Origin of the sequence: Azoarcus sp. KH32C, from assembly GCF_000349945.1 — a bacterium.
Classification (GTDB): Bacteria; Pseudomonadota; Gammaproteobacteria; order Burkholderiales; family Rhodocyclaceae; genus Aromatoleum.
Genome location: NC_020516.1, coordinates 2,649,779 through 2,671,701, shown reverse-complemented (window position 1 = coordinate 2,671,701; position 21,923 = coordinate 2,649,779). Strand labels below are relative to the sequence as shown.

The following is a 21,923-nucleotide window of genomic DNA, read 5'->3' as shown; positions in this document are numbered from 1 at the left end:
AGCACCGTCCGATACGCTCGCAACGCCGCATCCGTGGCGTGCCCGCTCCTCGAGGGCAGATCCGCGCTTGCCGCAGGTGACATCATGGACCTCCCGTCGACACGACGTGTCGCCTTCAGTATAGCCGCCCCATTAGTAGGGCCATACTCTCACGCGCGACCTTGCGCCTGCCGAAGAAAAAAGGGCTCGCGGAACACAGGGTTCCACGAGCCCGACAAGACTCCGGCGACCGTGGGGAGGAGTGGTGCAACAGTCGTCGAAGGAAGACAGAACGAGAAAGTTCCGAGGGGGTCACCCCGCCTTGAACTGCGCCGAGATGCGCTCCATCACCGTGTGATGGTTCGCATGTGCGGCAAGGTTGTAGGCCGTCAGGTTTGCGGCGCGGATGAAGGCGCGCTCGACCTTTCCGGCGTCGACATCGACGTCGATGATGTTGATGCAGGCGGGTTCCTGCTCGAAGGCTCTCAGGCCCTGCAGCGCAGCCCCGACGACGTGGCTCAGGATGATGCGATTGACGGCGTCGTGTGCGACAACCAGGAGGTTCGCCCAGCCGTCGGCCTGAATCACGTCGTGCCAGACGTCGAGCACGCGGAGCTGGAAGTCCGCCCAGGATTCGCCCCCGATGAAGCTTGCGTCCGGGTCGGCGGCCCGGTCGTAGGCGCGGGTGATGATTTCCTCGCGCCGTTCGGGAGGCACGGCGGCCAGGCGGCCGGCGCGGATCTCCTTCAGGCGCGGCTCCTCGCGCACCGCCAGCGCGCGCCCGTCGAGTACGAGGCTCGCTGTGTGCGCGGTGCGCGGCATGCCGGAGATGATCGCGTCGTCGAACGGAACGTCCCGCAGCAGCATGCCCGCCGCACGCGCCTGCTCGCACCCGCGCTCGGTGAGGGTCACATGGCGCGGATCGACGGGGCGTCCGGCGGCATCGAAATATTCCACCTCGCCGTGACGCATCAGATAGACCCGTCGGCGACGATCCGTGCCGGCCAGGCGGCCCATCAGCCCTGCCCTCCGAGATACTTGGGGTTGCTTTCGATGAGTTTGAGACGGGCACTATCCAGCAGATGCTGCCGGGCCGCATCGCGCCAGACGCCTTCGTCGGCCCGCCCCGCGCGAATCGCGTGCGCGAACTCGCGGTTCAGCTCCTTGAGTCGGCGACGCAGGTCCGCGCCTCCGGCCGGCTCGTCCTGCCCGCTGCGGCCCAGCAGCGCCCCCAGCGCCTTGAACTCGCTGCGCTCGCCGTCCTCGCCATGCTTCAACTGGCGCATCGCGATGGCCATGGCGTTGGCGATCATCAGTGCCGCGTGCTTCCGCTCGGGAGGCAGGGCGGGCAAGACGTCTTCCCGCAGCAGGTTCCGCGCGGTTTCGAGCAGTTGCTCGCCGGTCGGTTCGTCGCGCATCAGTGGGCCTCCGTCATGGTCAGAATTTCGTATTCGAGCTCAGGCACAATGTGGCCGGTCAGCGCGAGCAGCAGCGAAGTCTCCTCGCCCGAGAGGTGGCGCTCGGCCTGCTGGAGGGCGATCAACGCCCAGTTCAAGTGCGCCATCACTTCCCAGTAGTGGATGTTCTCGTCTTCGAGGCGACGGCCGGTGGCCTGCGCATAGCCGCGATAGAAATCCTCCCGCGCGCCGACGCCACCCGCCTCGCCGGACTGCCCGAAGCGCCAGCACTTGGCGCAAAACCAGCCGACGTCCTCGAGCGGATCGCCCCAGCCGGCGAACTCCCAGTCGAGGACGGCGGTGAGTCCGTTCTCGTCGATCATGTAATTGCCGGTGCGGAAATCGCGATGGCACAGGGCGATCTCGCCGCGTTCCGGCGCGTTGGTTTCGAGCCAGCGCAGACCCCACTCCAGCGCAGGGTGCGCGGTGTGATGGGCGTCGAGGAAGCGGCGCATGCGCGCGACGTTGTGCAGCGCAGGCGACGAGCCCGGGGACGGCAGGAACGCGAGGTCGTCGCGGGGCGGACGGATCGAATGGATGCGCCCGAGTTCCGCACCGAGCCGTTCCAGCAGCACACGACGATCGCCACCAAGCTTCGCATCGCGCACGACGACGTGGGAGGCGGCGACGCCGCCGACGAAGCGCATCACGAAGAATTGCTTGCCGATGAGGCTCGCGTCGCGGCACAGCCACAGGGGCTCCGGCACGGTGACGCCAGCGGCGTGGGCCGCCTTGAGGAGCGCGAACTCTTCGGCGCGGCAGTGACTACCGGCCACACCGGACGGCGCGTCGGTACGCACGACCAGCTTCAGTTCAAGGGCGAAGGCGCCGCCGGCGACCGCGGCCTGGATGAACCAGTTCTCCTGGATCGAGCCCCCCGAAAGGAGCTTTGCGTCCGTAATCGACACGCGGTCGGCCCCGGCCTCCCGCCGAAGGAATGCTTCCAGCGCGTTGCGCATTTGTTCGTTCATCGTCTGCACACTCGTCCGTGGTTCGGTAATCGCCAGCCGTGTCACACTTCGCGCTGGATGCCCTTGATGACCCGCTTGGCGATGCTCCAGCGGTGCACTTCGGACGGGCCGTCGTAGATCCGGAACGCACGCATGTCGGCGAAGATGCGCGCGACGACGGTTTCGCGCGTGACGCCCTGCCCGCCGAGGATCTGCACGCAACGGTCGACGACGCGCCAGCAGGCTTCCGAGACGAGTACCTTGGACATGCTGGAGTCGTGGATCGCGAGATGGCCCTTGTCGAGCACCCACGCGGTGTGCCAGATGGCGAGCCGCGCCGAGTGGATGTCCATCTCGTTGTCGGCGAGCATGAAGCCCACGCCCTCGTGACTGCCCAGCGGTTTCCCAAAAGCATGGCGCCGGCGGGCGTAGTCGGTGGCGATGTCATGAGCGCGGCGCGCGGCGCCAAGCCAGCGCATGCAGTGCGTGAGGCGCGCCGGCGACAGGCGGACCTGCGCATATTTGAAGCCCTCGCCGAGCTCGCCGAGGATGTTCGCGGCGGGCACCCGGACGTTGTCCAGGCGCACGACACCGTGCCCGCCGGGGAAGCAGGTGTCGAGGGTGTCCATCGAGCGTTCGACGACGAAGCCCGGCACATCGGTGTCCGACAGGAACATCGTGGCGCGCCCGTCCTCGAGCTTGGCCATGATGATCGCGAAGGCGGCGCCGTCGGCGCCCGTCGTGAACCACTTGCGCCCGTTGATGACGTAGTCGTCGCCGTCGCGCACGGCGGTCGTCTGCAGCATCGACGGGTCGGAGCCGGCGCCGGGGGTCGGTTCCGTCATGCAGAAGCACGAGCGCACCTTGCCCGCGGCGAGGGGGCGCAGCCAGCGTTCCTTGTGTTCGGGACGCGCGACGACCTCCATCAGGTGCATGTTGCCCTCGTCCGGCGCCGCGATGTTCAGCGCGACCGGCCCCAGCAGCGAGTATCCGGCCTCCTCGAAGAACACCGCCTTGGCGCGATGATCGAGGCCCAGGCCGCCGAATTCCTGCGACACGTGCGCCGACAGCAGTTCCGCGGCGCGCGCCTTCGCGATCAGCTCCGCGCGCAGCTCCTCGGACGGCCCGTGCGCGGTCTGGCGCGGGTCGCGCTCGTAGGGAATGATTTCCTCCGCGATGAAGCGGCGCACCTTCTGCTGCAGTGCCGACAGCTCTTCCGACAGATCAAAGTTCATGCTTGGACTGACTCCCGCGAGATGGTTGACCGATGGTCAGGCGTAGTCGAAGAAGCCGCGACCGCTCTTGCGCCCAAGGAAGCCGGCATCGACCATTTCCTTCAGGAGCGGCGCGGGCCGGTACTTCGGATCGTTGAAGCCGGCGTGGAACATCTCCATCACCGACAGCATGGTGTCGAGCCCGATGAGGTCGGCCAGCGCCAGCGGGCCGATTGGCTGGTTGCAGCCGAGCTTCATGCCGGCGTCGATCTCCTCGGCGGAGGCGAGCCCTTCCTGAAGCGCGAAGACCGCCTCGTTGATCATCGGGCACAGGATGCGGTTCACCGCGAAACCCGGGCTGTTCTTCGCGACGATCGAGGTCTTGCCGATCGCGCCGACGAAGCCCTCCACGGCCTTCACGGTTTCCGGCGCGGTACGTAGCCCCGGCACCACTTCGACCAACGCCATCAGCGGCACGGGGTTGAAGAAATGCATGCCGACGAAGCGCTCGGGGCGTTTGGTCGCGGCCGCGAGGCGGGTGACCGACAGCGACGAGGTGTTGGTTGCGATCACGGCGTCCGGCCCGACGATCGCGTCGACCTGGGCGAGGATCTTCAGCTTGAGCGCCTCGTTCTCGGTCGCCGCCTCGATCACGAGGTCGGTGCGAGCGAGGTCAGCGTAATCGGTGGTGCCGCGGATCCGGTCGAGGTATTCGCCCTTCTGCGCCGCCGTGAGCTGCCCCTTCTTGATCAGGCGGTCGAGGCTGCCGGAAATCGTCGCGACTCCCTTCCCCACCGCGTCGGCCGAGATGTCGACCATGACGACGGACAGGCCCGCCACCGCGCACACCTGGGCAATCCCGTTGCCCATCGTTCCCGCCCCAAGGACGCCCACCGTGCTGATGCCCATACTTCGCTCCCCGCTCTGAATGCTGAAAATGTCCGGCCGCGCGCGCTGTTACAGCCGCTCGAAGATCGCGGCGATGCCCTGCCCGCCGCCGATGCACATCGTCACCAGCGCGTAGCGCCCGCCGGTGCGGTGCAGCTCGTAGATCGCCTTGGTGGTGATGATTGCGCCGGTCGCGCCGACCGGATGGCCGAGGGAGATGCCCGAACCGTTCGGATTGACCTTGCGCGGATCCAGCCCCAGCTCGCGCGTCACCGCGCAGGCCTGCGCCGCGAAGGCTTCGTTCGATTCGATGACGTCAAGGTCGTCGACCTTGAGGCCGGTGCGTTCGAGCACCAGTCGCGTTGCAGGCACCGGACCGATGCCCATGTACAGCGGGTCGACGCCGGCGTGGGCGTATCCGACCAGCCGCGCGAGGGGTTTGAGTCCGAGCGCCGCTGCACGGCCTGCCTCCGCAAGCACCACCGCGCCGGCGCCGTCATTGAGGCCGGAGGCGTTGCCTGCCGTGACCGTGCCGCCCTCCTTGCGGAAGATCGGCTTCATCGCTGCCAGGGCATCGACGGTCACGCCGGAGCGCACGTGCTCATCGGTATCGAAATGGACGATTCCGTTCTTCGTCTTCACGTCGACCGGGACGATCTGCTCCTTGAAGTAGCCCTCCACGATCGCCACCGCCGCACGGCGCTGGCTCTCGGCCGCCAGCTCGTCCTGCATCTCACGGGTGATGCCGTAGCGCTCCGCGACGTTCTCCGCCGTGACCCCCATGTGCACCGTCTTCCACGGGTCGTGCAGGATGCCGTTCATGTAGTCGACGAGGCGCGCATCGAGCATTCGCGCGCCCCAGCGCAGGTTCGGCACGGTGTAGGGACCGCGCGTCATCGACTCCGCACCGGCACCGATCGCGAGATCGCAGTCGCCGAGGCGGATCGCCTGCGCCGCGGAGACGATGGCCTGCAGCCCCGATCCGCACAGTCGATTGACGTTGAAGGCCGGGACGGTTTCGGGAATGCCCGAATCGATCGCGGCGACCCGGCTCAGATACGCGTCGCGCGGCTCCGTCGGAATGACGTTGCCCATCACGACGTGCCCGATCGCGTCCGGCGCCGCGCCCGAACGCTGCAGGGCCGCCTTCACGGCGACGGTGGCCAGTTCCGTGAGCGGGACATCCTTCAGGGTCCCGCCATACGTTCCGATGGGAGTCCGTGCGGCTCCCAACACGACTACTTCACGCTGTGACATCGCTTTCAACGCCTCTCGTAAGAGTTATTCATGAAGCCCACATACCGTTCTTCCGAGCTGGTCATCCTGTGATGACCCGACCGGTCGGTCGAGTCAAATACTAATGCATCGAAATGCAGACAACAAGCAGTTTTTTTGCATCTCCGAATTGCCCCCACCCAACTCACGCAGCAGGTGTCGACGCCAATCCACGTGCGCAAAAAAAAGCCGTCCGGCGGACCCATGTCGCCGGACGGCGAAGCTTCGAGGCATATTGCGTAGGAGAGGGGGCGCAGCCTTCGAAGTGAGACACCTTGGGACCCGACCGGTATCGCGTTGACACTCGACCGTCCGGTCGGTAGGATCGATTCGAATCATAGGTGACTCGAATCCGGATGACAAGTCCTGCCGCATCCGCGTCCCTCCCCTCCATTCAACACAAGGGAACCAACATGCCTCATCCCGTTCTGGCTGGCCCGGACCTGGTCCGGTTCGAAGGCGACACCCCTCATCTCGTCGGCAGCCGCTGCGACGAATGCGGCGAGGTGTATTTCCCCGCCGCCGATAGCTGCACCCGCTGCACCGCGACGCGCATGAGCCCGCAGGATCTCGGATCTCGTGGGACCCTGTGGTCGTGGACGATCCAGGGCTTCATGCCCAAGGCCCCCTACAACAGCGGCGAGACGCCCGAGAGCTTCCGGCCGTATGGCGTCGGCTACGTCGAGATGGCCAGCGGCATCAAGGTGGAATCGCGCCTGACCATTGCCGACGAATCGCAGCTCACGATCGGTATGCCGCTCGAGCTGACCCTGATCCCCTATCGCACGACCGACGACGGCGAGATCCACACCTTCGCCTTCCGCCCGGCCACATCCGCCTGACGAGGACCACTTCATGGCTCAAGACGTCGCCATCATCGGCATCGGCCTGCACCCCTTCGGCCGCCACGACACGCTCACCGGCCGCGCCCAGGGCGCGATCGCGCTGCGCGCCGCCCTCAAGGACGCGGGCATCGGCTGGGATTCGATCGGCATCGCCTACGGCGGCAGCCACGACGCCGGCAACGCCGACGCGCTGTGCAACGACCTCGGCCTCACCGGCCTGCCCTTCGTGAATGTCGCCAACGGCTGCGCCACCGGCGGCAGTGCGCTCGCGAGCGCGGTCGCGGCGATCCGTTCCGGCACGGCCGAGTTCGCGGTGGCCGTCGGCTTCGACAAGCATCCGCGTGGCGCCTTCAACCCGCATCCGCGCGACTGGGGCCTGCCCGACTGGTATGGCGAGACGGGCCTGATGCTGACCACCCAGTTCTTCGCGCTCAAGACGCGGCGCTACATGCACGAGCACGGTATCAGCGAGGAGTCCCTGGTGCGCGTCGCGCAGCGCGCCTTCCGCAATGGCGCGCTCAATCCGACCGCGTGGCGGCGGCGCGAGATGAGCTACGAGGAAATCGCCGAATCGATGCCGGTGAACCTGCCGCTGCGCCAGTACATGTTCTGCAATCCGGCCGAAGGCGGCGCCGCGCTCGTGCTATGCCCTGCCGACGTCGCGAAGCGCTATCACCCCAAGCCCATCATCGTGAAGGCGGCCGTCGTGCGCACGCGCCACCACGGCTCCTTCGAAGTCTTCAGCCCCGCGCTGGCCGCGAAGCAGGCGCCGGCCCCGACGGTGACCGCGTCGCGCGCGGCCTTCGAGCAGGCCGGCGTCGGCCCGCGCGACATCGACGTCCTGCAGCTGCAGGACACCGACTCCGGCAGCGAGATCATCCACATGGCGGAAAACGGCTTCTGCGAGCACGGCGAGCAGGAACGGCTGCTGCGCGACGGTGAAACCGAGATCGGCGGACGGCTCCCGATCAACACCGATGGCGGCTGCCTCGCCAACGGCGAGCCGATCGGAGCCTCGGGCCTGCGCCAGGTGATCGAGATCTGCACGCAGCTGCGCCAGGAAGCGGGCGCCCGGCAGGTGCCCGGCAACCCGCGTCTCGGCTACACCCACGTGTATGGCGCGCCGGGCGTCAGCGGCGTGACGATCCTGCAACGGTAGGCACACGCCATGTTGTGGCGCAATCAGATGTCGGACGTCCCCTTCGAGGGGATCTACCGACGCCAGATCGACCTCGATGCCCCCGACGCACAGACCGTCGTCGGGTGGCTGGAGGACGAGTCCCACCATTTCGGGCTGACCCTCGTCCATGACGGTACGCACATCCGGGAATTGCGGATGGAGGCCGCCCGCTACCCGTGGTCGACCTGCGCCGAGGCGGGTCGCCCGCTGCAAGCACTGATCGGCAAGCCGCTTCTGCCCCGGGCATCGCAGCTCGGCACGCTCGCCGATGTGCGCCTGCAATGCACGCACCTCTTCGACCTCGCGAGCCTGATGGTCGCCCACGCGCATGCCGGCCGGAGCCACCGCCGCTATCACGGCACGGTCGAACCGCTCGCGACGCTGCGCCCGGATGCCCCGGCCGGTTGGCTGCGCGCGACGCTATGCCGCGACGGTGCGGTCGTGCTGCAGTGGGATCTCCACGAGGACCGCATCATGGCCCCGGCGCGCCACGCCGGCCGCACGATCTACCACGGCTTCCGCGACTGGACCGAGACCCTCGACGCAGAGGAGGCGGAGCAGGCGCTGGTCCTGCGCCGCGTCGCCTTCGTCTCGAACGGGCGGCGGATCAAGATCGAGCATCTCGGCTCGGCCGCCGAGCTCGGCCAGGCGCCAGTGTGCTATTCCTTCCAGCCGGCACAGCGTGAGCACGCGATCCCGATCCCGAACTCGCGGCGACGCTACGACACGAAACCCGACGAGATGCTCGCGGAACGACGTTTTCCCTGACTCAAGGAGATTGCCTGCCATGCAGAATAACTACACCGATTTCACCGACAAGGTCGTCCTCGTGACGGGCGCGAGTCGCGGGCTGGGTCGCGCGATGGCCCTCGGCTTCGCCGAATGCGGCGCAAATATCGTCGCAACGAGCCGTTCCGCGGAAAGCTGCGCAGGGGCGGTTGCCGAAATCGAGCACCTGGGGCGCCGTGCCGTCGCCATCGGCTGTCACGTCGGCAAATGGGATGAGCTGCCGCGGCTCGTCGAGGGCGCCCTGGAGGCCTTCGGCCGCATCGATGTGCTGGTGAACAACGCCGGCATCGCGCCCGTTGCCGAATCCTCCGCCGCGGTCAGCGAAGAGCTTTTCGACAAGATCATGGCGGTCAATCTGAAGGGGCCGTTCCGCCTGTCCGCGCTGGTCGCCGAGCACATGCGCGCGGCCGGCGGTGGTTCGATCATCAACATCACGAGCACGGCGGCGATCCGTCCTGAACCGGTGTACCCCGTCTACGCCGCGGCGAAGGGCGCGCTCAACATCGTGACGCGCTCGCAGGCGATGGAGTTCGGGCCCGCGGTGCGCGTCAACGCGATCATGGCCGGTCCCTTCTGGACCGACATCTCCCGCAGCTGGCGCGATGATTACGACCGCAATGCCCCGTCGGCAGTCAAGCGCATCGGTCGGCCGGAAGAAATCGTGTCGAGCGCGCTCTATCTGGCGAGCCCGCGCTCCAGCTACACCACCGGCGCGATCATTCAGCTCGACGGCGGGACGCTGTAACGATCCTGATCCGGAATCCGGCGGCGCGACACGAACCGCTCAGCCCGCCGCCTACCCCTCCTGCCGGTATCGGGTCAGGATCAACAGGGACAGCAGGCCGATCGTCACGTAGGCGCCCGCAACCGGACGGATCGTGCCGTCGAAGAGAAAGCCGACAAGGAAGCTGATCGGCGCGGCGATCGTCGTCGAGATGAAGCCGAACACCGATGCGGCGGTTCCCGCAATGCTCCCCAGCGGATTCATCACCATCGCGGTCAGGTTCGGCAGGAGCAGTCCGAACGCAAACATGCCGCAGGCCTGCAGCAACATGAATACCGGCAGCGATGCTCCACCGACCGCGGCAAGCGCCAACGTTGCAGCATTGACGACGACGAGCGCGCACAAGGCGCATTGGATCAATCGCCGGCTGCCGTGCCGGCGCACCAAGCGGGCATTCGCGAATGACGCGATCACTGTCGCCGACGACACGAGCGCCAACAGCGGCGTGAAGCGCACGCCGGCGGCGTAGGTGACCTGGAAGATACCTTGCGCCGACGACAGGAAGCCCAGCTGGGCGCCTAATATGAGGCCGAATATCAGGATGCCGACCACGGCCGCCGGCGTCCTGGCGACAGTACGGTAGGCGGCGACGAGCGAGGCCGGCGAAATCGTCCGCCGCCGCCCGTGCGCCAGCGACTCGCCGAGCCGCAACCACGCCCACGCCAGCGTCGCGACCCCGACCCCAGCCACGGTCGCAAGCAGCCAGCGCCAGGACGCGAGGTTCAGCAGCAGTTGCCCCAACATCGGGGCGAGCACCGGCTCCAACAGCAGGCCGGTCATCGCAAGCGACATCACACGCGCGAGCTGCATGCCGCCATGGCGATCGCGGGCGATCGACAAAGTCACCACGCGCACCGCGCCGACGCCGAAACCTTGCAGCAAGCGGCCGGCGAGCAGCATTTCGAAGGTCGGCGCCAACGCGGCGATGACACTGCCGCCCACGAAGATCAATAGCCCCGCGAGGAACATCGGCCGCCTGCCATAACGATCGCTAAGCGGGCCGAACAGCAGCTGGGCCGGCCCGATGCCGATAAGAAGGACGGCGATGACCGCCTGGCTGAGGTTCGAACGGGCCAAGCCGAACTCGTCGCCGATGGCGTGCAGTGCCGGCAGCATCAGGTCGACCGCGACAGCGCCGACCACCAGTCCGGCAGCGATGAAGGCGACGAATTCCCCTGCCCCCATGACCGGCGCTACGGGCCCGACGGCATCTGTCCCGCGTGCGCTATTGACTACTTCGGCGGCCGTCCTATCGGCCATGAAATTCTGGCTTACGCCGGCCGAGGAAGGCCGCGACCGCCTCGGCGAAATCCTGCGATGCGGCCCCCGCGACGAAAGCCTGCCGCTCGGCTTCGAGTTGGGTTGGCAGATCGTTGTCGAGCGACGCATTGAAAAGCCGCTTCGTGCGCCCGAAGGCTCCGGTCGCCTGGCCGGCGAGGCGTTGCGCGAGCGTCATCGTCTCATCGTCGAGCGCCGTGTCGGCAACGACGCGGCTTACGAGGCCGAGTTCGAGCGCCCGCGCGGCATCGATGCGCTCGTCGAGCAGCGCGATCTCCATCGCCTTGCGCACACCCACGAGACGCGGCAGCGTGTGGCTGCCGCCGCCATCGGGCGACGCCGCGAGCTGGCAGTATGCGAGCTTGCAGTTCGTCGTCTCGCTCGCAATGACGAGGTCGCACGCGCACATCAGCGAAAAGCCGAAGCCGGCGACGGCGCCGCGCACAGCACCGATCACCGGCTTGGCCATCGTGCGCAGGCTGCTCACCGCGTCGCTGACGTCCGAGATCAGCGCGCCGAGGTGGGCATCCCGTTGCGCCGCGGGCAACTCCAGCCACTCGGCGAAGCATCGGATGTCGCCGCCGGCCATGAAGTGCGGCCCGGCGCCGGTGACGACCACGCAGCGCAACGCCGGATCCTCGGCCACTTCCGCGGCGACCTGCGAGAACTCACGCGCCATTTCCGGACCGATCGCGTTCAGCGCTTCGGGCATGTTGAGCACGATGCGCGCGACCGCGCCGTGCCGTTCGACCAACACCTTCGCCGTCATAGCGTATTGACCATATGCCCGCCATCGACGACCAGCACCGCGCCGGTCATGTACGACGACGCGTCGGACGCGAGCAGCAGCAGCGGGCCGGTGAGTTCGCCGCCGCGGCCGAGGCGCCGCAGCGGAATGCGCTTGATCAGCGCCTTGCCCGCGTCACTTCCGAAGAAGTCCGCATTCAGTGGCGTCTCGACGTAGCCGGGCGCCAGCGCATTGACGCGGATGCCGTAGCGCGCGAGCTCGAGCGCCATCGCCTTCGTAAGCTGAATCAGCGCGGCCTTCGACGCCGAATACGCGGGCAGCTGCTGAGCGACGCGCAGGCCGAGGATCGACGAGATGTTGATGATGCTGCCCGCCTTGCCGGCATCCTTCATCGCGCGCGCGACGTGCTGGGCGACACGCCACGAACCGTTGAGGTTAACGTCGATGACGCCGTTCCAGTCCTGCTCCTCCACGTCCAGTAGCGGCTTGGTCTGGGTAACACCGGCGTTGTTCACCAGGATGTCGGGCACGCCGACGCTCGCGACGATGCTCGCGAGCGCATCCTCGACACTCTCCGGCCGCGTGACGTCCATCGCGACTGCATGCGCGACGATGCCCTCTTCGGCAAAGCGTGCGGCGACCTCGCGCCCCTGCTCGATGCGGCGCCCGGCGAGCACGACGGTGGCGCCGGCGCGGCCGAGGTCGTGCGCGAAATCGCGGCCGAGCCCGCCGAAGGCTCCGGTCACGAGGGCAATCCTGCCCGAGATGTCGAACAACGCGGTCGGGGCCGCTGCGATGCTGTCGGTCATGCTGGGATGCCCTCCGGCGTGGGGTGCGGGTTGGGGTTTGCGGTCGCGGCGAGGAAGCGCGCGAAGTGTTCGTCGCGGCTGCCGAACAGGGCGGCGTTGACCATCAGCCGCCGGAAATAGTGGCTCACGTCGAGCTCCTCGGTGATGCCGAGGCCGCCGTGCATCTGCACCGCCTCGTTCGCGACATGGCGCGCGGCGGTGCAGACATAGGCCTTGGCGCCGCAGACGATGCGCGCGCGTTCGGCCGCCGGCAGCGACAGTGCCTCCTGCGCCGCACGCGTGAGCGCGGCAATTTCCTCCTGCAGCAGGAACATGTCGACCGCGCGATGCTGCAAGGCCTGGTTAGTGCCGATCGGTCGGCCGAACTGCTTGCGTATCTTCAGGTATTCGCAGGTCGTCGCGACGAGTGCACGCACGATCCCCAGCGCCTCGGCGCAGGAGGCGACGGTCGCGTGGTCGAGCACCTCGGCGACCGCTGCCTGTGCGGACATGCCGTCATCCGGGACCAGGCGCTCCGCGGGCACGCCGGCGAAGCGCAGGTTCGCCGCGCCACGGCCGTCGACGAGGCGGTAGCGCAGCGCGTCAATCTCGTCCGAGCGCGCATCGACGAGGAACAGGCGCCGCTCCCCGCCGTGATCGGCATCCACCGCTGAGACGATCAGCCGGTCGGCGACGTCACCGTGCAGCACCGCGATCTTGCGGCCGCTGATGCGCCCGGCCCGTACCTCGCAGTTCGAGCTCCCTGCCGCTTCCGCATCCGCGAACGCGAGCTTCACCGAGCCGTCGGCGAGCAGCGGCAGCAGTGCGTCCTGCTGCGCGGCGCTACCCTGGCTGCGCAGGAGCCCGGTGCAGACGAGCGCGCTCGCGAGAACCGGCTCCATCAGCAGGCGGCTGCCCACCACCTCCATCAGCGCGCCGACCGCGAGCGGGTCGGCCTCCAGGCCGCCATGCGACTCGGGTAGGCGCAATGCGAGCCAGCCCAGTTCGGCATAGTCGCGCCAGGCCTTCTCGCTGTATCCCGCCGGGTCCGTGAGCACCGTGTGGCGCTGCAGGAAGCTGTAGTTGTCGGCCGCATAGCGCGACGCGCTGTCGCGCAGCATCCCGGCCGTTTCCAGGTCCATGTTCATAGCCCCAGTACTCCCTTGGCAACGATGTTTCGCTGGATCTCGGACGCTCCGCCGAAGATGGTCGCCGCACGGTTGTAGAAGTGGTCCTTGACGATACCGCCCGCGTCCTCGGGCCCCAGCGGCGGCGCGCTTGCGGCGTGCAAGGCGGCCGGGTCCCACGCGACGCCGGCGAGCCCCAGCAGGTCGATCGCGGCCTCGGCGATGTCCTGGTAGAGCTCGGTGCCGCGCAGCTTGATGAGCGAGGCCTCGCCGCCGTGATCGGTGCCCCGCAGCATCGACTCGACGGCCTGATAGGACGCCACTTCCAGCGCCAGCAGGCGCAGCTCCAGCTCGCCGATGCGGGCCGCGGTGCGCTCGGGCGAGGCGGACGGGTTCTCCTGCGCCAGCGCCTTCAGCCGTTCCAGCGCATGGCAGGCCATGCCGAGCAGCGCGCCGGCCGTGCGCTCGTTCTTGAGCAGGTACTTCGCGTAGGTCCAGCCCTCGCCTTCCGCGCCGACGAGGTTTTCGGCGGGCACGCGGACGTTTTCCAGCCACACCTCGTTCACATGCACGTAGCCGTCCATCGTCGGGATCGGCTTCACGGTCACGCCGGGACTCTTCATGTCGATCAGCAGGAAGGAGATCGACTTTTGCGCCTGTTCGCCGCGCGCGGTCTTGACGAGGCAGAACAGCCAGTCCGCCCACTGCGCGTAGGTCGTCCACACCTTCTGGCCGTTGACGACGTAGTGGTCGCCCTCCCGGATCGCCTCGGTGCGCAGCGCCGCCAGATCGGAGCCGGCGCCCGGTTCGGAATAGCCCTGTGCCCAGAAGTCCTCGGTCGTCGCGATGCGCGGCAGGAAACGGCGCTTCTGCTCCTCGCTACCGAAGGCGTAGATCACCGGCCCGACGTATTTCACGCCGAAGGGGATCACCCACGGGCAACCCAGGCGCGCGAGTTCGTCCTCGAAGGTGAAGCGCTCGAGCAGCGACCAGCCCTGCCCTCCATGCTCCTTCGGCCAGTGGCCGATCGCCCAGCCCTGGTCGTTGAGCAGGCGCATCCAGCGCACGTAGTCGTCCTTGTCCAGCACCTGATGCAGGCGCGACTTCCTCTTCAGCCCATCGGGCATCACGTGGGCGTAAAACCGGCGGATGTCTGCCCTCAGCCGTCGGGCCTTGTCGCGGGCGTCGCTTAGCGGATCGGTCATAGGGGTTCCTTTTGGGTTCCTTTTCCTCAGCTCGCCCCGCCCTCGCAGGCGAAACGCCATGCCGCACTGGCAAGGGGTCGAATGTTGGCTGCGATTTCTGCTGCATTTGCCGATGCCGCGTTGCCCGAAGCCAGGCGTGACGCAATGCCCTGCAGGATTGCCGCCGTGCGGAACAGGTTGAAGGCGCGGTAGAAGGGATGGTTCGCATCGACCGCGAAGCCTGTTCGCTCGCAGTAACGCGCGATGTAGCGCTCCAGCGTGGGGATGCCGAGCGCGGCGAGGTCGGCGTCCGCGAGCGTGCCGCGCGCATCCACCCCGGGCGGGCGGTACCACTCCATCGCGTGGTACATCAGGTCCCCCAGCGGGTGCCCCAGCGTCGACAGCTCCCAATCCACGACCCCGACCACGCGCGGTTCGGTCGGATGGATCAGCAGGTTGTGGAAGGAATAATCACCATGGATGATCGACGACAGACCGTCATCGGCAGGCAGCGCCTCCGGCAGCCAGGCGATCAGCTTGTCCATCTCCGGGATGTCCTGCGTGCGGGACTGGTCGTATTGCTTCGACCAGCGCGAGATCTGGCGCGCAAAGTAATTGCCCGGCCTACCGAAGTCGGACAATCCGAGCGCGGCGTAATCCACCGTGTGGAGCCGCGCGAGGGTCTCGTTGGCCGAATCGAACACCGCGGCGCGGTGGGCCGGATCGAGGTCGGGCATCCGGCAATTCCAGAAGATGCGCCCCGGCACGTGGCGCATCACGTAGAACATGCTGCCCAGCACGTCGCGGTCCTCGCACAGCACGTACGGCTCCGGCACCGGGAAGCCCGGCACGCGCGACAGCGCCTGGATCACACGGAATTCGCGGTCGACCGCATGGGCGGACTTCAGCAGGACTCCGGGGGGCTGACGGCGCAGCACGAAGTTTTGCGACGGCGTTTCGAGCAGGTAGGTCAGGTTCGACTGCCCACCCTGGAACTGCCGGACGGTCAGCGGACCGCGAAACCCCGGCAGGTGCTCGCGGAGGTATTCGCACAGCCGCTCCTCGTCGATCTGAGCGACCTGGCGAATCTCCCCCACTTCGCCGATGTAGGCCTTGGGTTCGTCGGCGGTCTCTGCTCTATCGGCCGCCGCCGTCTCCCTCGTCAAGCTGCTCGTCATTTCACCCATGGCATTCATTTGTCCGATTGTTGTGTCGTGCGCGCGCCGTCGGCGCCGTCACGTCCATCTCTGCTGGATTCCGTGGAACCCGGCATCGTCCGGTTTCCGCGCCGCACTCCCGTCCGTCCATGCGGTCGATTTGCAGGGCAACATTCAGCCGTAATGCGTTCGTAATCGACCGTTGGATTCACGATACTCGACCGACCGGTCGGCTGTCAACGGACAAAATGGTCCGAATCCCCGACGCGCAGCCGGTTACGTCTTCCCCATTGACACTCGACCGCCCGGTCGGTAGGCTTAATCCGAGATGGTCGCGAACCGCGCAGACGGATGCCGCCGGGCGCACACTTGATGACGCAAGACAATTCTCTTGGAGACCAAAGGTGAGAGACAGGAACGCTTTGTTCAACTCGGAACTGCTGACGGAGCTCGCCCCCTTCACGATTTCGGGCTACGACCTCTTCCGCGAAGTGATCGAGACCGATGGCGCCGTCCCGGCGAAGCTGAAAGGACTCTTTGCCGCCGCCGCCGCGTGCAACCGCCGCTACCCGGCACTCGCGCGCAAGGAACTCGAACGCGCGGCACGCCTCGGCCTGACCCGCAACGAGGCCGCTAGCGCACTGATCCTCCTCAGCAGCCTGCGCGGCGAAGGCGCGGCACTGGCCTTCGACGCGACGATCCGCGAGGTCTATCCTGCCGCGCAGCATCCGGCACCGAAGAAGCCCGAATTGGTCCGCGCCGCGCCGGGCGAGGCCGAAGCCAACTTCAAGGCCTACTTCGGCACGGTCCCGCCCGCGCTGGCGACGCTGCTGCGCCTCGCCCCGAAGGGCGCCGACGGCTACTTCCTGATGCGCAAGGGCACGATCGACTGCAACCAGCTCGACCGCAAGGCCGCCGAATTGATGTTGATCGCGGTGCTCGCCTCCGACTACAGCCCCCAGGCGGCCACCCACATTCGTGCCGCCCGCGCAGTCGGCGCGACGGACGAGGAAATGGCCGAGGCCATCCTGTGCGCCGTTCCATCGGCCGGCATCGCCGCATGGATGGCGGCTGGCGTGCTGATTGAAGCGCAGCAATGACCGCGTCCGCCAATCGGCAGTGGCTCTTGCGCCGGCGTCCGCAGGGTCCGGTCGGCCGCGTCGATCTCGAACTCGCCAGATCGCGGATCCCGACGCCCGCAGACGGCGAACTTCTGGTCCGCATCAAGCTGCTGTGCATGGACCCGACGATCCGCAACTTCATGGATGCGGATCCCGGTTACAAGGCGCCGGTGGCAGTCGGCGGCGTCATCCGGGGCATGGTCGTCGGCGAAGTCGTCGAATCGCGCGATCCCGCGCGCAGCGTCGGCGAACTGGTCTGGGGCTTCGGCGAATGGAGCGACTACGTCGCCGGTCCCGCCGCGCAGTTCTTCGCGCTGCCCACCCACTTCGGGCACCCGCTGCCGACCTACACGCACGCGCTCGGCACCATCGGCCTCACCGCCCATTACGGTCTGCATGACGTGGCGCGCGTCCGCCCCGGCGACACGGTGCTGGTGAGCGGCGCGGCCGGCGCGGTCGGCTCTCTTGTCGGGCAGATGGCGCGTATCGCCGGCGCCTCGCGCGTCATCGGCATCGCGGGCGGCAGCGACAAATGCCGGCGTGCGACCGAACGCTACGGCTACGACGTGTGCATCGACTACAAGGGCGACACGGCACTCGACGCGGCGCTCGGCGAGGCCTTTCCGAACGGCATCGACGTCGTCTTCGAGAACGTCGGCGGTGCGATCCTGGAGGCGGCGCTGAACCACCTGCGCAAGAACGCCCGCGTCGCGCTGTGCGGCATGATCGCCCGATACGGCGCGACGGAACCGGTGCCTGGCCCGCGAAACTTGTGGAACCTCGTCGTCAACACCGCCCGCATCCAGGGCTTCCTCGTCAGCGACATCCTCCGCGACGCCGCGCGCGTCGACACGGCGCTGACCGAGATCGACTCCTGGATCCGCACCGGCCGCCTTCGCTACGACCTGGACGTGCGCACCGGCTTCGAAAACGTCCCCGACATCTTCAACTGCCTGTTCACCGGCGCCCACACGGGGCGGCTGGTCGTGCAGATCGATCAGGACCGCGCGTCATGAGTCAGCTCAGCTACACCCGCCACGGCGACATCGCCGTCGCCACCGTCAACAACCCGCCCGTCAATGCCCTGAGCCTCGGCGTGCGCCAGGGGCTGATGCAGGCGATCGACGCGAGCCACGCCGATGACAGCGTGCGTGCGCTGGTCATCATCGGCGGCGGAAGCACCTTCGTCGCCGGCGCGGACATCAACGACTTCGGCAAGCCCTACGAGGAGCCGAGCCTCTACGCGATCATCGACGCTCTGATGGCGAGCCCCAAGCCCGTGATCGCCGCGATTCACGGGACCGCCTTCGGCGGCGGGCTGGAACTCGCGCTCGCGTGCCAGTGGCGCATCGCGAGCCCCGACGCACAGATCGGCCAACCCGAGGTCAAGCTCGGCCTGATGCCCGGCGGCGGCGGCACTCAATGGTGGCCGCGGCTGGCCGGCCCTGCAGTCGCGCTAGAAGTCGCGACCAGCGGCAATCCGGTCGCCGCCCGCCAGGCGCACGAATGGGGTGTCATCGACCGCATCGCCGACGGCAAGCTGCTCGAAGACGCGCTCGCGATGGCGCAGGACGTCGTCAGCGGCGCCCTCCCCGCGCGCAGGCTCTCCGAATCGACCGACAAGATCCGCGACGTCGATCCGGCGCTCTTCGACGAATTCCGCAAGAAGAACGCGCGCAAGTGGAAGGGCCAGCTCGCACCGTGGAAGATCGTCGATTGCGTCGAGGCCGCCTGCCGCCTGAGCTTCGATGAAGGCTTCCGGATGGAAAAGGACGCCTTCCGCGAATGCGAGCACAGCCACCAGAGCCGCGCGCTGATCCACCTCTTCTTCGCCGAACGCGCTGCCGGCAAGCTGTCTGACGTCACGGCGGCACCCATGCCAGTGGCCTCGATTGGCGTCGTCGGCGCCGGCACGATGGGCGCCGGCATCGCGATGAGCTTCGCCAACGCCGGCCTACCGGTGACCCTCCTCGACACTTCGGAGGAAGGGCTCGCGCGCGGCATGAAGACAATCACTGGCAACTACGCGACCTCTGTGAGCCGCGGCAGCATGCCCCAGGCACGCGCCGACGCCGCGCTCGCGCGGATCACTGCGACGACCGACGACGCTGCACTCGCCGAGGCGGACCTCATCGTCGAGGCCGTCTTCGAGGACATGGCGATCAAGCAGTCGGTATTCCGCCGCCTCGACGCAGTCGCCAAGCCCGGCGCGATCCTCGCGACCAACACCTCGACGCTCGACGTCGACGCCATCGCCGCCGTCACCTCGCGCCCGGAAAGCGTGCTGGGCCTGCACTTCTTCAGCCCGGCCAACGTCATGCGCCTGCTCGAAGTCGTACGCGGCCCGCGCACCGGCGCCGCGACCCTCGCCACCGCGATGGCGGTCGCCCGCAAGTTGCGCAAGATCGCAGTCGTGTCCGGCAACGCCTACGGCTTCATCGGCAACCGCATCCTCGCCGCCTACGGCCGCGAAGCCGACTTCCTGCTCGAAGAAGGCGCCACGCCCTGGCAGATCGACCGCGTGCTCACCGAGTTCGGCTTCCCGATGGGCCTGTTCGCGATGCGCGACATGGCGGGCCTCGACGTGATCTGGCGCATCCGCCAACAGGAAAACCTGACGCGGCCCGCCGACGAGCGCTATTCCCCGATCGCCGACCGCATCTGCGAGATGGGCCGCTTTGGCCAGAAGACCGGCCGCGGCTACTACCTCTACGACGGACGCACCCCCATCCCCGACCCCGAGATCGAAAACCTCATTGTCGGCGTGTCGGCCGAACTGGGCATTGCGCGCCGGGATATCCCCGACGCCGAAATCCTCCAGCGCCTGCTGTCCGCGATGGCGAACGAAGGCGCCCACATCCTCGAAGAAGGCGTCGCGCTGCGCGCCGGCGATATCGACGTTGTCTATGTGAACGGCTACGGCTTCCCCGCCACGCGCGGCGGCCCGATGTGGTGGGCGCGCGAGGTTGGACCCGACGCCCACAGTTTTTCTCACCCACCAACCACTACAGGGAGCGCACAAGATGCGTGACGCGGTAATCGTTTCCGTTGCCCGCACCCCGATCGGCAAAGCCTATCGCGGTGCCTTCAACAACACCCAGGGCCAGGCCCTCGCAGGCCACGTCGTGCGCGCTGCCCTCGACCGAGCCGGGGTCGAATCCGACGCCGTCGACGACGTCGTAATGGGCTGCGCGATCCAGCAGGGCACCACGAGCTTCAACGTCGCCCGCCAGGCCGCCCTGCGCGCCGGTCTGCCGGTCAGCGTCCCCGGCATGACCGTCGACCGTCAATGCGGCTCCGGCCTGATGGCGATTGCCACCGCCGCCAAGCAGATCATCGTCGACGGCATGAACGTCGCGGTCGCCGGCGGCGTGGAATCGGTGTCGCTCGTGCAGAACGAGCATTACAACATGTTCCGCATCCAGGACCCGGTGCTCGACGAGCGCGTCCCGGCGCTCTACATGTCGATGCTCGAAACGGCCGAGATCGTCTCGCAGCGCTATGGCATCAGCCGCGACCGCCAGGACGAATACGCCCTGCGCTCGCAGCAGCGCACCGCCCAGGCCCAGGCCGAGGGGCGCTTCGACGGCGAGATCGTGCCGATGGAATCCGTCATGGCGCGCTTCGACAAGGCGAGCGGCAGCACCGTGTTCGAGGCGGTCACCCTCGACCGTGACGAAGGCAACCGACCGCAGACGACGTTGGAAGACCTCACCAAACTGGAGCCCGTCTTCAAGGGCGGGCAGATCCTCAAGGAAGGCCGCTACGTCACCGCCGGCAACGCCTCCCAGCTCTCCGACGGCGCCGCGGCGCTGGTGCTGATGGAAGCGGGCGAAGCGGCGCGACGCGGCCTCACCCCGCTCGGGCGCTATCGCGGCATGGCGGTGGCCGGCTGCAGCCCCGAGGAGATGGGCATCGGCCCCGTGCTCGCCGTACCCAAGCTGCTCGCGCAGGCGGGCCTCAAGGTCGAGGACATCGACCTGTGGGAACTCAACGAGGCCTTCGCATCTCAAGTGCTGTATTGCCGCGACACGCTCGGCATCCCCGACGAGCGCCTCAACGTGTCCGGCGGCGCCATCGCCGTGGGTCACCCTTATGGCATGTCCGGCGCGCGCATGACCGGCCACATCCTGCTCGAAGGCCGGCGCCGCAAGGCCAAATACGGCGTCGTGACGATGTGCGTCGGCGGTGGCATCGGCGCCGCCGGACTGTTCGAAATTTTCTGAAAAAGCGGCGTTGACAAATATCACTGCCGTGGTATGGTTTCACTTAACCGACCGACCGGTCGGGTGCGTAAATCGAGTGCGGGGATGCCCCGGGCTTGAATCAAAAATCTCTCTGGAGCGGAGTTAGCCATGGAATTGGAAAAAGACGTCATTCAGTACGAAGTTGCCCCCAACGGCATCGCCACGATCTGGCTCAACCGGCCGCACAAGCGCAACTGCGTGAGCCCGCAGCTGCTGAAGGAACTCGAAAAGGCGGTCGACCGTGCCGCCGAGGACAAGGAAGCCCTCGCCGTGGTGTTCCGCGGCCGCGCCAACACCTTCTGCTCGGGCGCCGACCTCGACCAGCTGGTCGGCCCGGTGCTGCAGGAGACCGCCACCTCCCTGCAACTGGCGATCGACTCCGCCCGCACCTATGACAAGATCTTCAACATGAAGAAGCCCACCATCGCCGCCGTCGAAGGCTACGCGGTGGCCGGCGGCTTCGAGCTGATGATCTCCTGCGACTTCGCGCTCGCCGCCAACGAAGCCAAGATCGGCGACTTCCACATCCGCCGCGCGCTGTTCGGCGGTGCAGGCCCGATCTACCGTCTGCCGCGCATGATCGGCATGCGCCGCTCGAAGGAGCTGATGCTCACCGGCAAGCTGCTGACCGGCGTACAGTGCGCCGAATGGGGCCTGATCAACGCCGCGGCGCCGCAGGCCGAGTTCGACAAGCTGATCCAGGACTTCTGCGCCCCGCTGATCGACAAGAGCCCGTTCTGCATGTGGATGACCAAGATGGCGGTCAACCGCGGCCTCGACGCCGACACGAATTCGCTGATCACCCTCGAAACCATGACCTGCAACGTGGTCCACCACTCCGAAGACGCCAAGGAAGGCGTGCGTGCCTTCCTCGAGAAGCGCACTCCGAAGTGGACCGGTCGCTAAGCAGCG

General features: G+C 67.5%; 21 protein-coding genes. 9 read left to right on the top strand and 12 right to left on the bottom strand.

Annotated elements, in window-relative coordinates:
• Positions 1-291: 291 nt before the first annotated feature.
• From AZKH_RS11630 to AZKH_RS11605, 6 genes are read right to left on the bottom strand one after another with little or no spacing between them, the layout of a single operon-like run.
• On the bottom strand, positions 292-996 hold the full coding sequence (locus tag AZKH_RS11630) for a histidine phosphatase family protein (RefSeq protein ID WP_015435966.1): 705 nt from the start codon (positions 994-996) through the stop codon (positions 292-294).
• Positions 996-1,397 carry a DUF6285 domain-containing protein gene (locus AZKH_RS11625; protein ID WP_015435965.1) on the bottom strand — a complete coding sequence of 134 codons (402 nt, stop codon included), beginning with the start codon at positions 1,395-1,397 and terminating at the stop codon, positions 996-998. Before AZKH_RS11625 ends, AZKH_RS11630 begins: the two co-directional genes overlap by 1 nt.
• The gene (locus AZKH_RS11620; RefSeq protein ID WP_015435964.1) at positions 1,397-2,407 is read right to left on the bottom strand and encodes a phosphotransferase family protein; all 1,011 of its coding nucleotides are present in this window, start codon (positions 2,405-2,407) and stop codon (positions 1,397-1,399) included. The genes AZKH_RS11625 and AZKH_RS11620 overlap by 1 nt, the downstream gene beginning before the upstream one ends.
• A 41-nt stretch (positions 2,408-2,448) precedes the next feature.
• Positions 2,449-3,621, bottom strand: a complete 1,173-nt coding sequence (locus AZKH_RS11615; RefSeq protein ID WP_015435963.1) for an acyl-CoA dehydrogenase family protein — start codon at positions 3,619-3,621, stop codon at positions 2,449-2,451.
• 36 nt (positions 3,622-3,657) lie between these two features.
• Positions 3,658-4,509 (bottom strand): 3-hydroxybutyryl-CoA dehydrogenase, encoded by an 852-nt coding sequence (locus AZKH_RS11610; RefSeq protein ID WP_015435962.1) that lies wholly within the window; start codon positions 4,507-4,509, stop codon positions 3,658-3,660.
• Positions 4,510-4,557: 48 nt separating this feature from the next.
• Positions 4,558-5,745, bottom strand: coding sequence for an acetyl-CoA C-acyltransferase family protein (locus tag AZKH_RS11605; protein WP_015435961.1), 1,188 nt, complete (start codon positions 5,743-5,745; stop codon positions 4,558-4,560).
• Between the two features lie 431 nt (positions 5,746-6,176).
• Between AZKH_RS11605 and AZKH_RS11600 the strand changes: the two genes are divergently transcribed.
• Genes AZKH_RS11600 through AZKH_RS11585 form a run of 4 tightly spaced genes read left to right on the top strand, consistent with a single transcriptional unit; the run spans position 6,177 to position 9,322 of the window.
• On the top strand, positions 6,177-6,605 hold the full coding sequence (locus tag AZKH_RS11600; RefSeq protein WP_015435960.1) for a Zn-ribbon domain-containing OB-fold protein: 429 nt from the start codon (positions 6,177-6,179) through the stop codon (positions 6,603-6,605).
• Between the two features lie 13 nt (positions 6,606-6,618).
• Positions 6,619-7,767, top strand: a complete 1,149-nt coding sequence (locus AZKH_RS11595; RefSeq protein ID WP_015435959.1) for a thiolase family protein — start codon at positions 6,619-6,621, stop codon at positions 7,765-7,767.
• 9 nt (positions 7,768-7,776) lie between these two features.
• Positions 7,777-8,556: a DUF2889 domain-containing protein gene (locus AZKH_RS11590; RefSeq protein ID WP_015435958.1), complete on the top strand. Its 780-nt coding sequence runs from the start codon at positions 7,777-7,779 to the stop codon at positions 8,554-8,556.
• Positions 8,557-8,575: 19 nt separating this feature from the next.
• Entirely contained in the window at positions 8,576-9,322 is a 747-nt protein-coding gene (locus tag AZKH_RS11585) for an SDR family NAD(P)-dependent oxidoreductase (protein WP_015435957.1), read from the top strand.
• A 51-nt stretch (positions 9,323-9,373) separates the two neighbouring features.
• Here AZKH_RS11585 and AZKH_RS11580 read toward each other — a convergent pair whose 3' ends face one another.
• The 6 genes from AZKH_RS11580 to AZKH_RS11555 form a co-directional block, all read right to left on the bottom strand.
• Positions 9,374-10,546 carry a multidrug effflux MFS transporter gene (locus AZKH_RS11580; protein ID WP_015435956.1) on the bottom strand — a complete coding sequence of 391 codons (1,173 nt, stop codon included), beginning with the start codon at positions 10,544-10,546 and terminating at the stop codon, positions 9,374-9,376.
• Positions 10,547-10,610: 64 nt separating this feature from the next.
• A complete protein-coding gene (locus AZKH_RS11575; RefSeq protein ID WP_015435955.1) occupies positions 10,611-11,408 on the bottom strand; it encodes an enoyl-CoA hydratase/isomerase family protein in 798 nt (265 codons plus the stop codon).
• Positions 11,405-12,196, bottom strand: coding sequence for an SDR family NAD(P)-dependent oxidoreductase (locus AZKH_RS11570; protein WP_015435954.1), 792 nt, complete (start codon positions 12,194-12,196; stop codon positions 11,405-11,407). Before AZKH_RS11570 ends, AZKH_RS11575 begins: the two co-directional genes overlap by 4 nt.
• Positions 12,193-13,323, bottom strand: coding sequence for an acyl-CoA dehydrogenase family protein (locus AZKH_RS11565; RefSeq protein ID WP_015435953.1), 1,131 nt, complete (start codon positions 13,321-13,323; stop codon positions 12,193-12,195). The genes AZKH_RS11570 and AZKH_RS11565 overlap by 4 nt, the downstream gene beginning before the upstream one ends.
• Positions 13,320-14,507 carry an acyl-CoA dehydrogenase family protein gene (locus AZKH_RS11560; protein WP_015435952.1) on the bottom strand — a complete coding sequence of 396 codons (1,188 nt, stop codon included), beginning with the start codon at positions 14,505-14,507 and terminating at the stop codon, positions 13,320-13,322. The genes AZKH_RS11565 and AZKH_RS11560 overlap by 4 nt, the downstream gene beginning before the upstream one ends.
• Positions 14,508-14,533: 26 nt before the next feature.
• Positions 14,534-15,673, bottom strand: a complete 1,140-nt coding sequence (locus AZKH_RS11555) for a phosphotransferase family protein (RefSeq protein ID WP_156822092.1) — start codon at positions 15,671-15,673, stop codon at positions 14,534-14,536.
• Positions 15,674-16,047: 374 nt separating this feature from the next.
• On the opposite strand from AZKH_RS11555, the gene AZKH_RS11550 reads away from it, so the two are divergent.
• The 5 genes from AZKH_RS11550 to AZKH_RS11530 all read left to right on the top strand — a co-directional run bounded on the left by AZKH_RS11550 (position 16,048) and on the right by AZKH_RS11530 (position 21,917).
• On the top strand, positions 16,048-16,743 hold the full coding sequence (locus AZKH_RS11550) for a carboxymuconolactone decarboxylase family protein (protein ID WP_156822091.1): 696 nt from the start codon (positions 16,048-16,050) through the stop codon (positions 16,741-16,743).
• Entirely contained in the window at positions 16,740-17,780 is a 1,041-nt protein-coding gene (locus AZKH_RS11545; protein ID WP_015435949.1) for an NADP-dependent oxidoreductase, read from the top strand. The genes AZKH_RS11550 and AZKH_RS11545 overlap by 4 nt, the downstream gene beginning before the upstream one ends.
• On the top strand, positions 17,777-19,795 hold the full coding sequence (locus AZKH_RS11540) for a 3-hydroxyacyl-CoA dehydrogenase NAD-binding domain-containing protein (protein ID WP_015435948.1): 2,019 nt from the start codon (positions 17,777-17,779) through the stop codon (positions 19,793-19,795). Before AZKH_RS11545 ends, AZKH_RS11540 begins: the two co-directional genes overlap by 4 nt.
• A complete protein-coding gene (locus AZKH_RS11535) occupies positions 19,788-20,990 on the top strand; it encodes an acetyl-CoA C-acyltransferase (protein ID WP_015435947.1) in 1,203 nt (400 codons plus the stop codon). The genes AZKH_RS11540 and AZKH_RS11535 overlap by 8 nt, the downstream gene beginning before the upstream one ends.
• A 129-nt stretch (positions 20,991-21,119) precedes the next feature.
• Positions 21,120-21,917, top strand: coding sequence for an enoyl-CoA hydratase/isomerase family protein (locus tag AZKH_RS11530; RefSeq protein WP_015435946.1), 798 nt, complete (start codon positions 21,120-21,122; stop codon positions 21,915-21,917).
• Positions 21,918-21,923 lie beyond the last annotated feature (6 nt).

Excerpts from the sequence above, each read along its gene's own strand:
- AZKH_RS11630 (WP_015435966.1), bottom strand. The coding sequence starts at position 996 with ATGGGCCGCCTGGCCGGCACGGATCGTCGCCGACGGGTCTATCTGATG.
- AZKH_RS11625 (WP_015435965.1), bottom strand. The coding sequence starts at position 1,397 with ATGCGCGACGAACCGACCGGCGAGCAACTGCTCGAAACCGCGCGGAAC.
- AZKH_RS11620 (WP_015435964.1), bottom strand. The coding sequence starts at position 2,407 with ATGAACGAACAAATGCGCAACGCGCTGGAAGCATTCCTTCGGCGGGAG.
- AZKH_RS11615 (WP_015435963.1), bottom strand. The coding sequence starts at position 3,621 with ATGAACTTTGATCTGTCGGAAGAGCTGTCGGCACTGCAGCAGAAGGTG.
- AZKH_RS11610 (WP_015435962.1), bottom strand. The coding sequence starts at position 4,509 with ATGGGCATCAGCACGGTGGGCGTCCTTGGGGCGGGAACGATGGGCAAC.
- AZKH_RS11605 (WP_015435961.1), bottom strand. The coding sequence starts at position 5,745 with ATGTCACAGCGTGAAGTAGTCGTGTTGGGAGCCGCACGGACTCCCATC.
- AZKH_RS11600 (WP_015435960.1), top strand. The coding sequence starts at position 6,177 with ATGCCTCATCCCGTTCTGGCTGGCCCGGACCTGGTCCGGTTCGAAGGC.
- AZKH_RS11595 (WP_015435959.1), top strand. The coding sequence starts at position 6,619 with ATGGCTCAAGACGTCGCCATCATCGGCATCGGCCTGCACCCCTTCGGC.
- AZKH_RS11590 (WP_015435958.1), top strand. The coding sequence starts at position 7,777 with ATGTTGTGGCGCAATCAGATGTCGGACGTCCCCTTCGAGGGGATCTAC.
- AZKH_RS11585 (WP_015435957.1), top strand. The coding sequence starts at position 8,576 with ATGCAGAATAACTACACCGATTTCACCGACAAGGTCGTCCTCGTGACG.
- AZKH_RS11580 (WP_015435956.1), bottom strand. The coding sequence starts at position 10,546 with ATGGGGGCAGGGGAATTCGTCGCCTTCATCGCTGCCGGACTGGTGGTC.
- AZKH_RS11575 (WP_015435955.1), bottom strand. The coding sequence starts at position 11,408 with ATGACGGCGAAGGTGTTGGTCGAACGGCACGGCGCGGTCGCGCGCATC.
- AZKH_RS11570 (WP_015435954.1), bottom strand. The coding sequence starts at position 12,196 with ATGACCGACAGCATCGCAGCGGCCCCGACCGCGTTGTTCGACATCTCG.
- AZKH_RS11565 (WP_015435953.1), bottom strand. The coding sequence starts at position 13,323 with ATGAACATGGACCTGGAAACGGCCGGGATGCTGCGCGACAGCGCGTCG.
- AZKH_RS11560 (WP_015435952.1), bottom strand. The coding sequence starts at position 14,507 with ATGACCGATCCGCTAAGCGACGCCCGCGACAAGGCCCGACGGCTGAGG.
- AZKH_RS11555 (WP_156822092.1), bottom strand. The coding sequence starts at position 15,673 with ATGGGTGAAATGACGAGCAGCTTGACGAGGGAGACGGCGGCGGCCGAT.
- AZKH_RS11545 (WP_015435949.1), top strand. The coding sequence starts at position 16,740 with ATGACCGCGTCCGCCAATCGGCAGTGGCTCTTGCGCCGGCGTCCGCAG.
- AZKH_RS11540 (WP_015435948.1), top strand. The coding sequence starts at position 17,777 with ATGAGTCAGCTCAGCTACACCCGCCACGGCGACATCGCCGTCGCCACC.
- AZKH_RS11535 (WP_015435947.1), top strand. The coding sequence starts at position 19,788 with ATGCGTGACGCGGTAATCGTTTCCGTTGCCCGCACCCCGATCGGCAAA.
- AZKH_RS11530 (WP_015435946.1), top strand. The coding sequence starts at position 21,120 with ATGGAATTGGAAAAAGACGTCATTCAGTACGAAGTTGCCCCCAACGGC.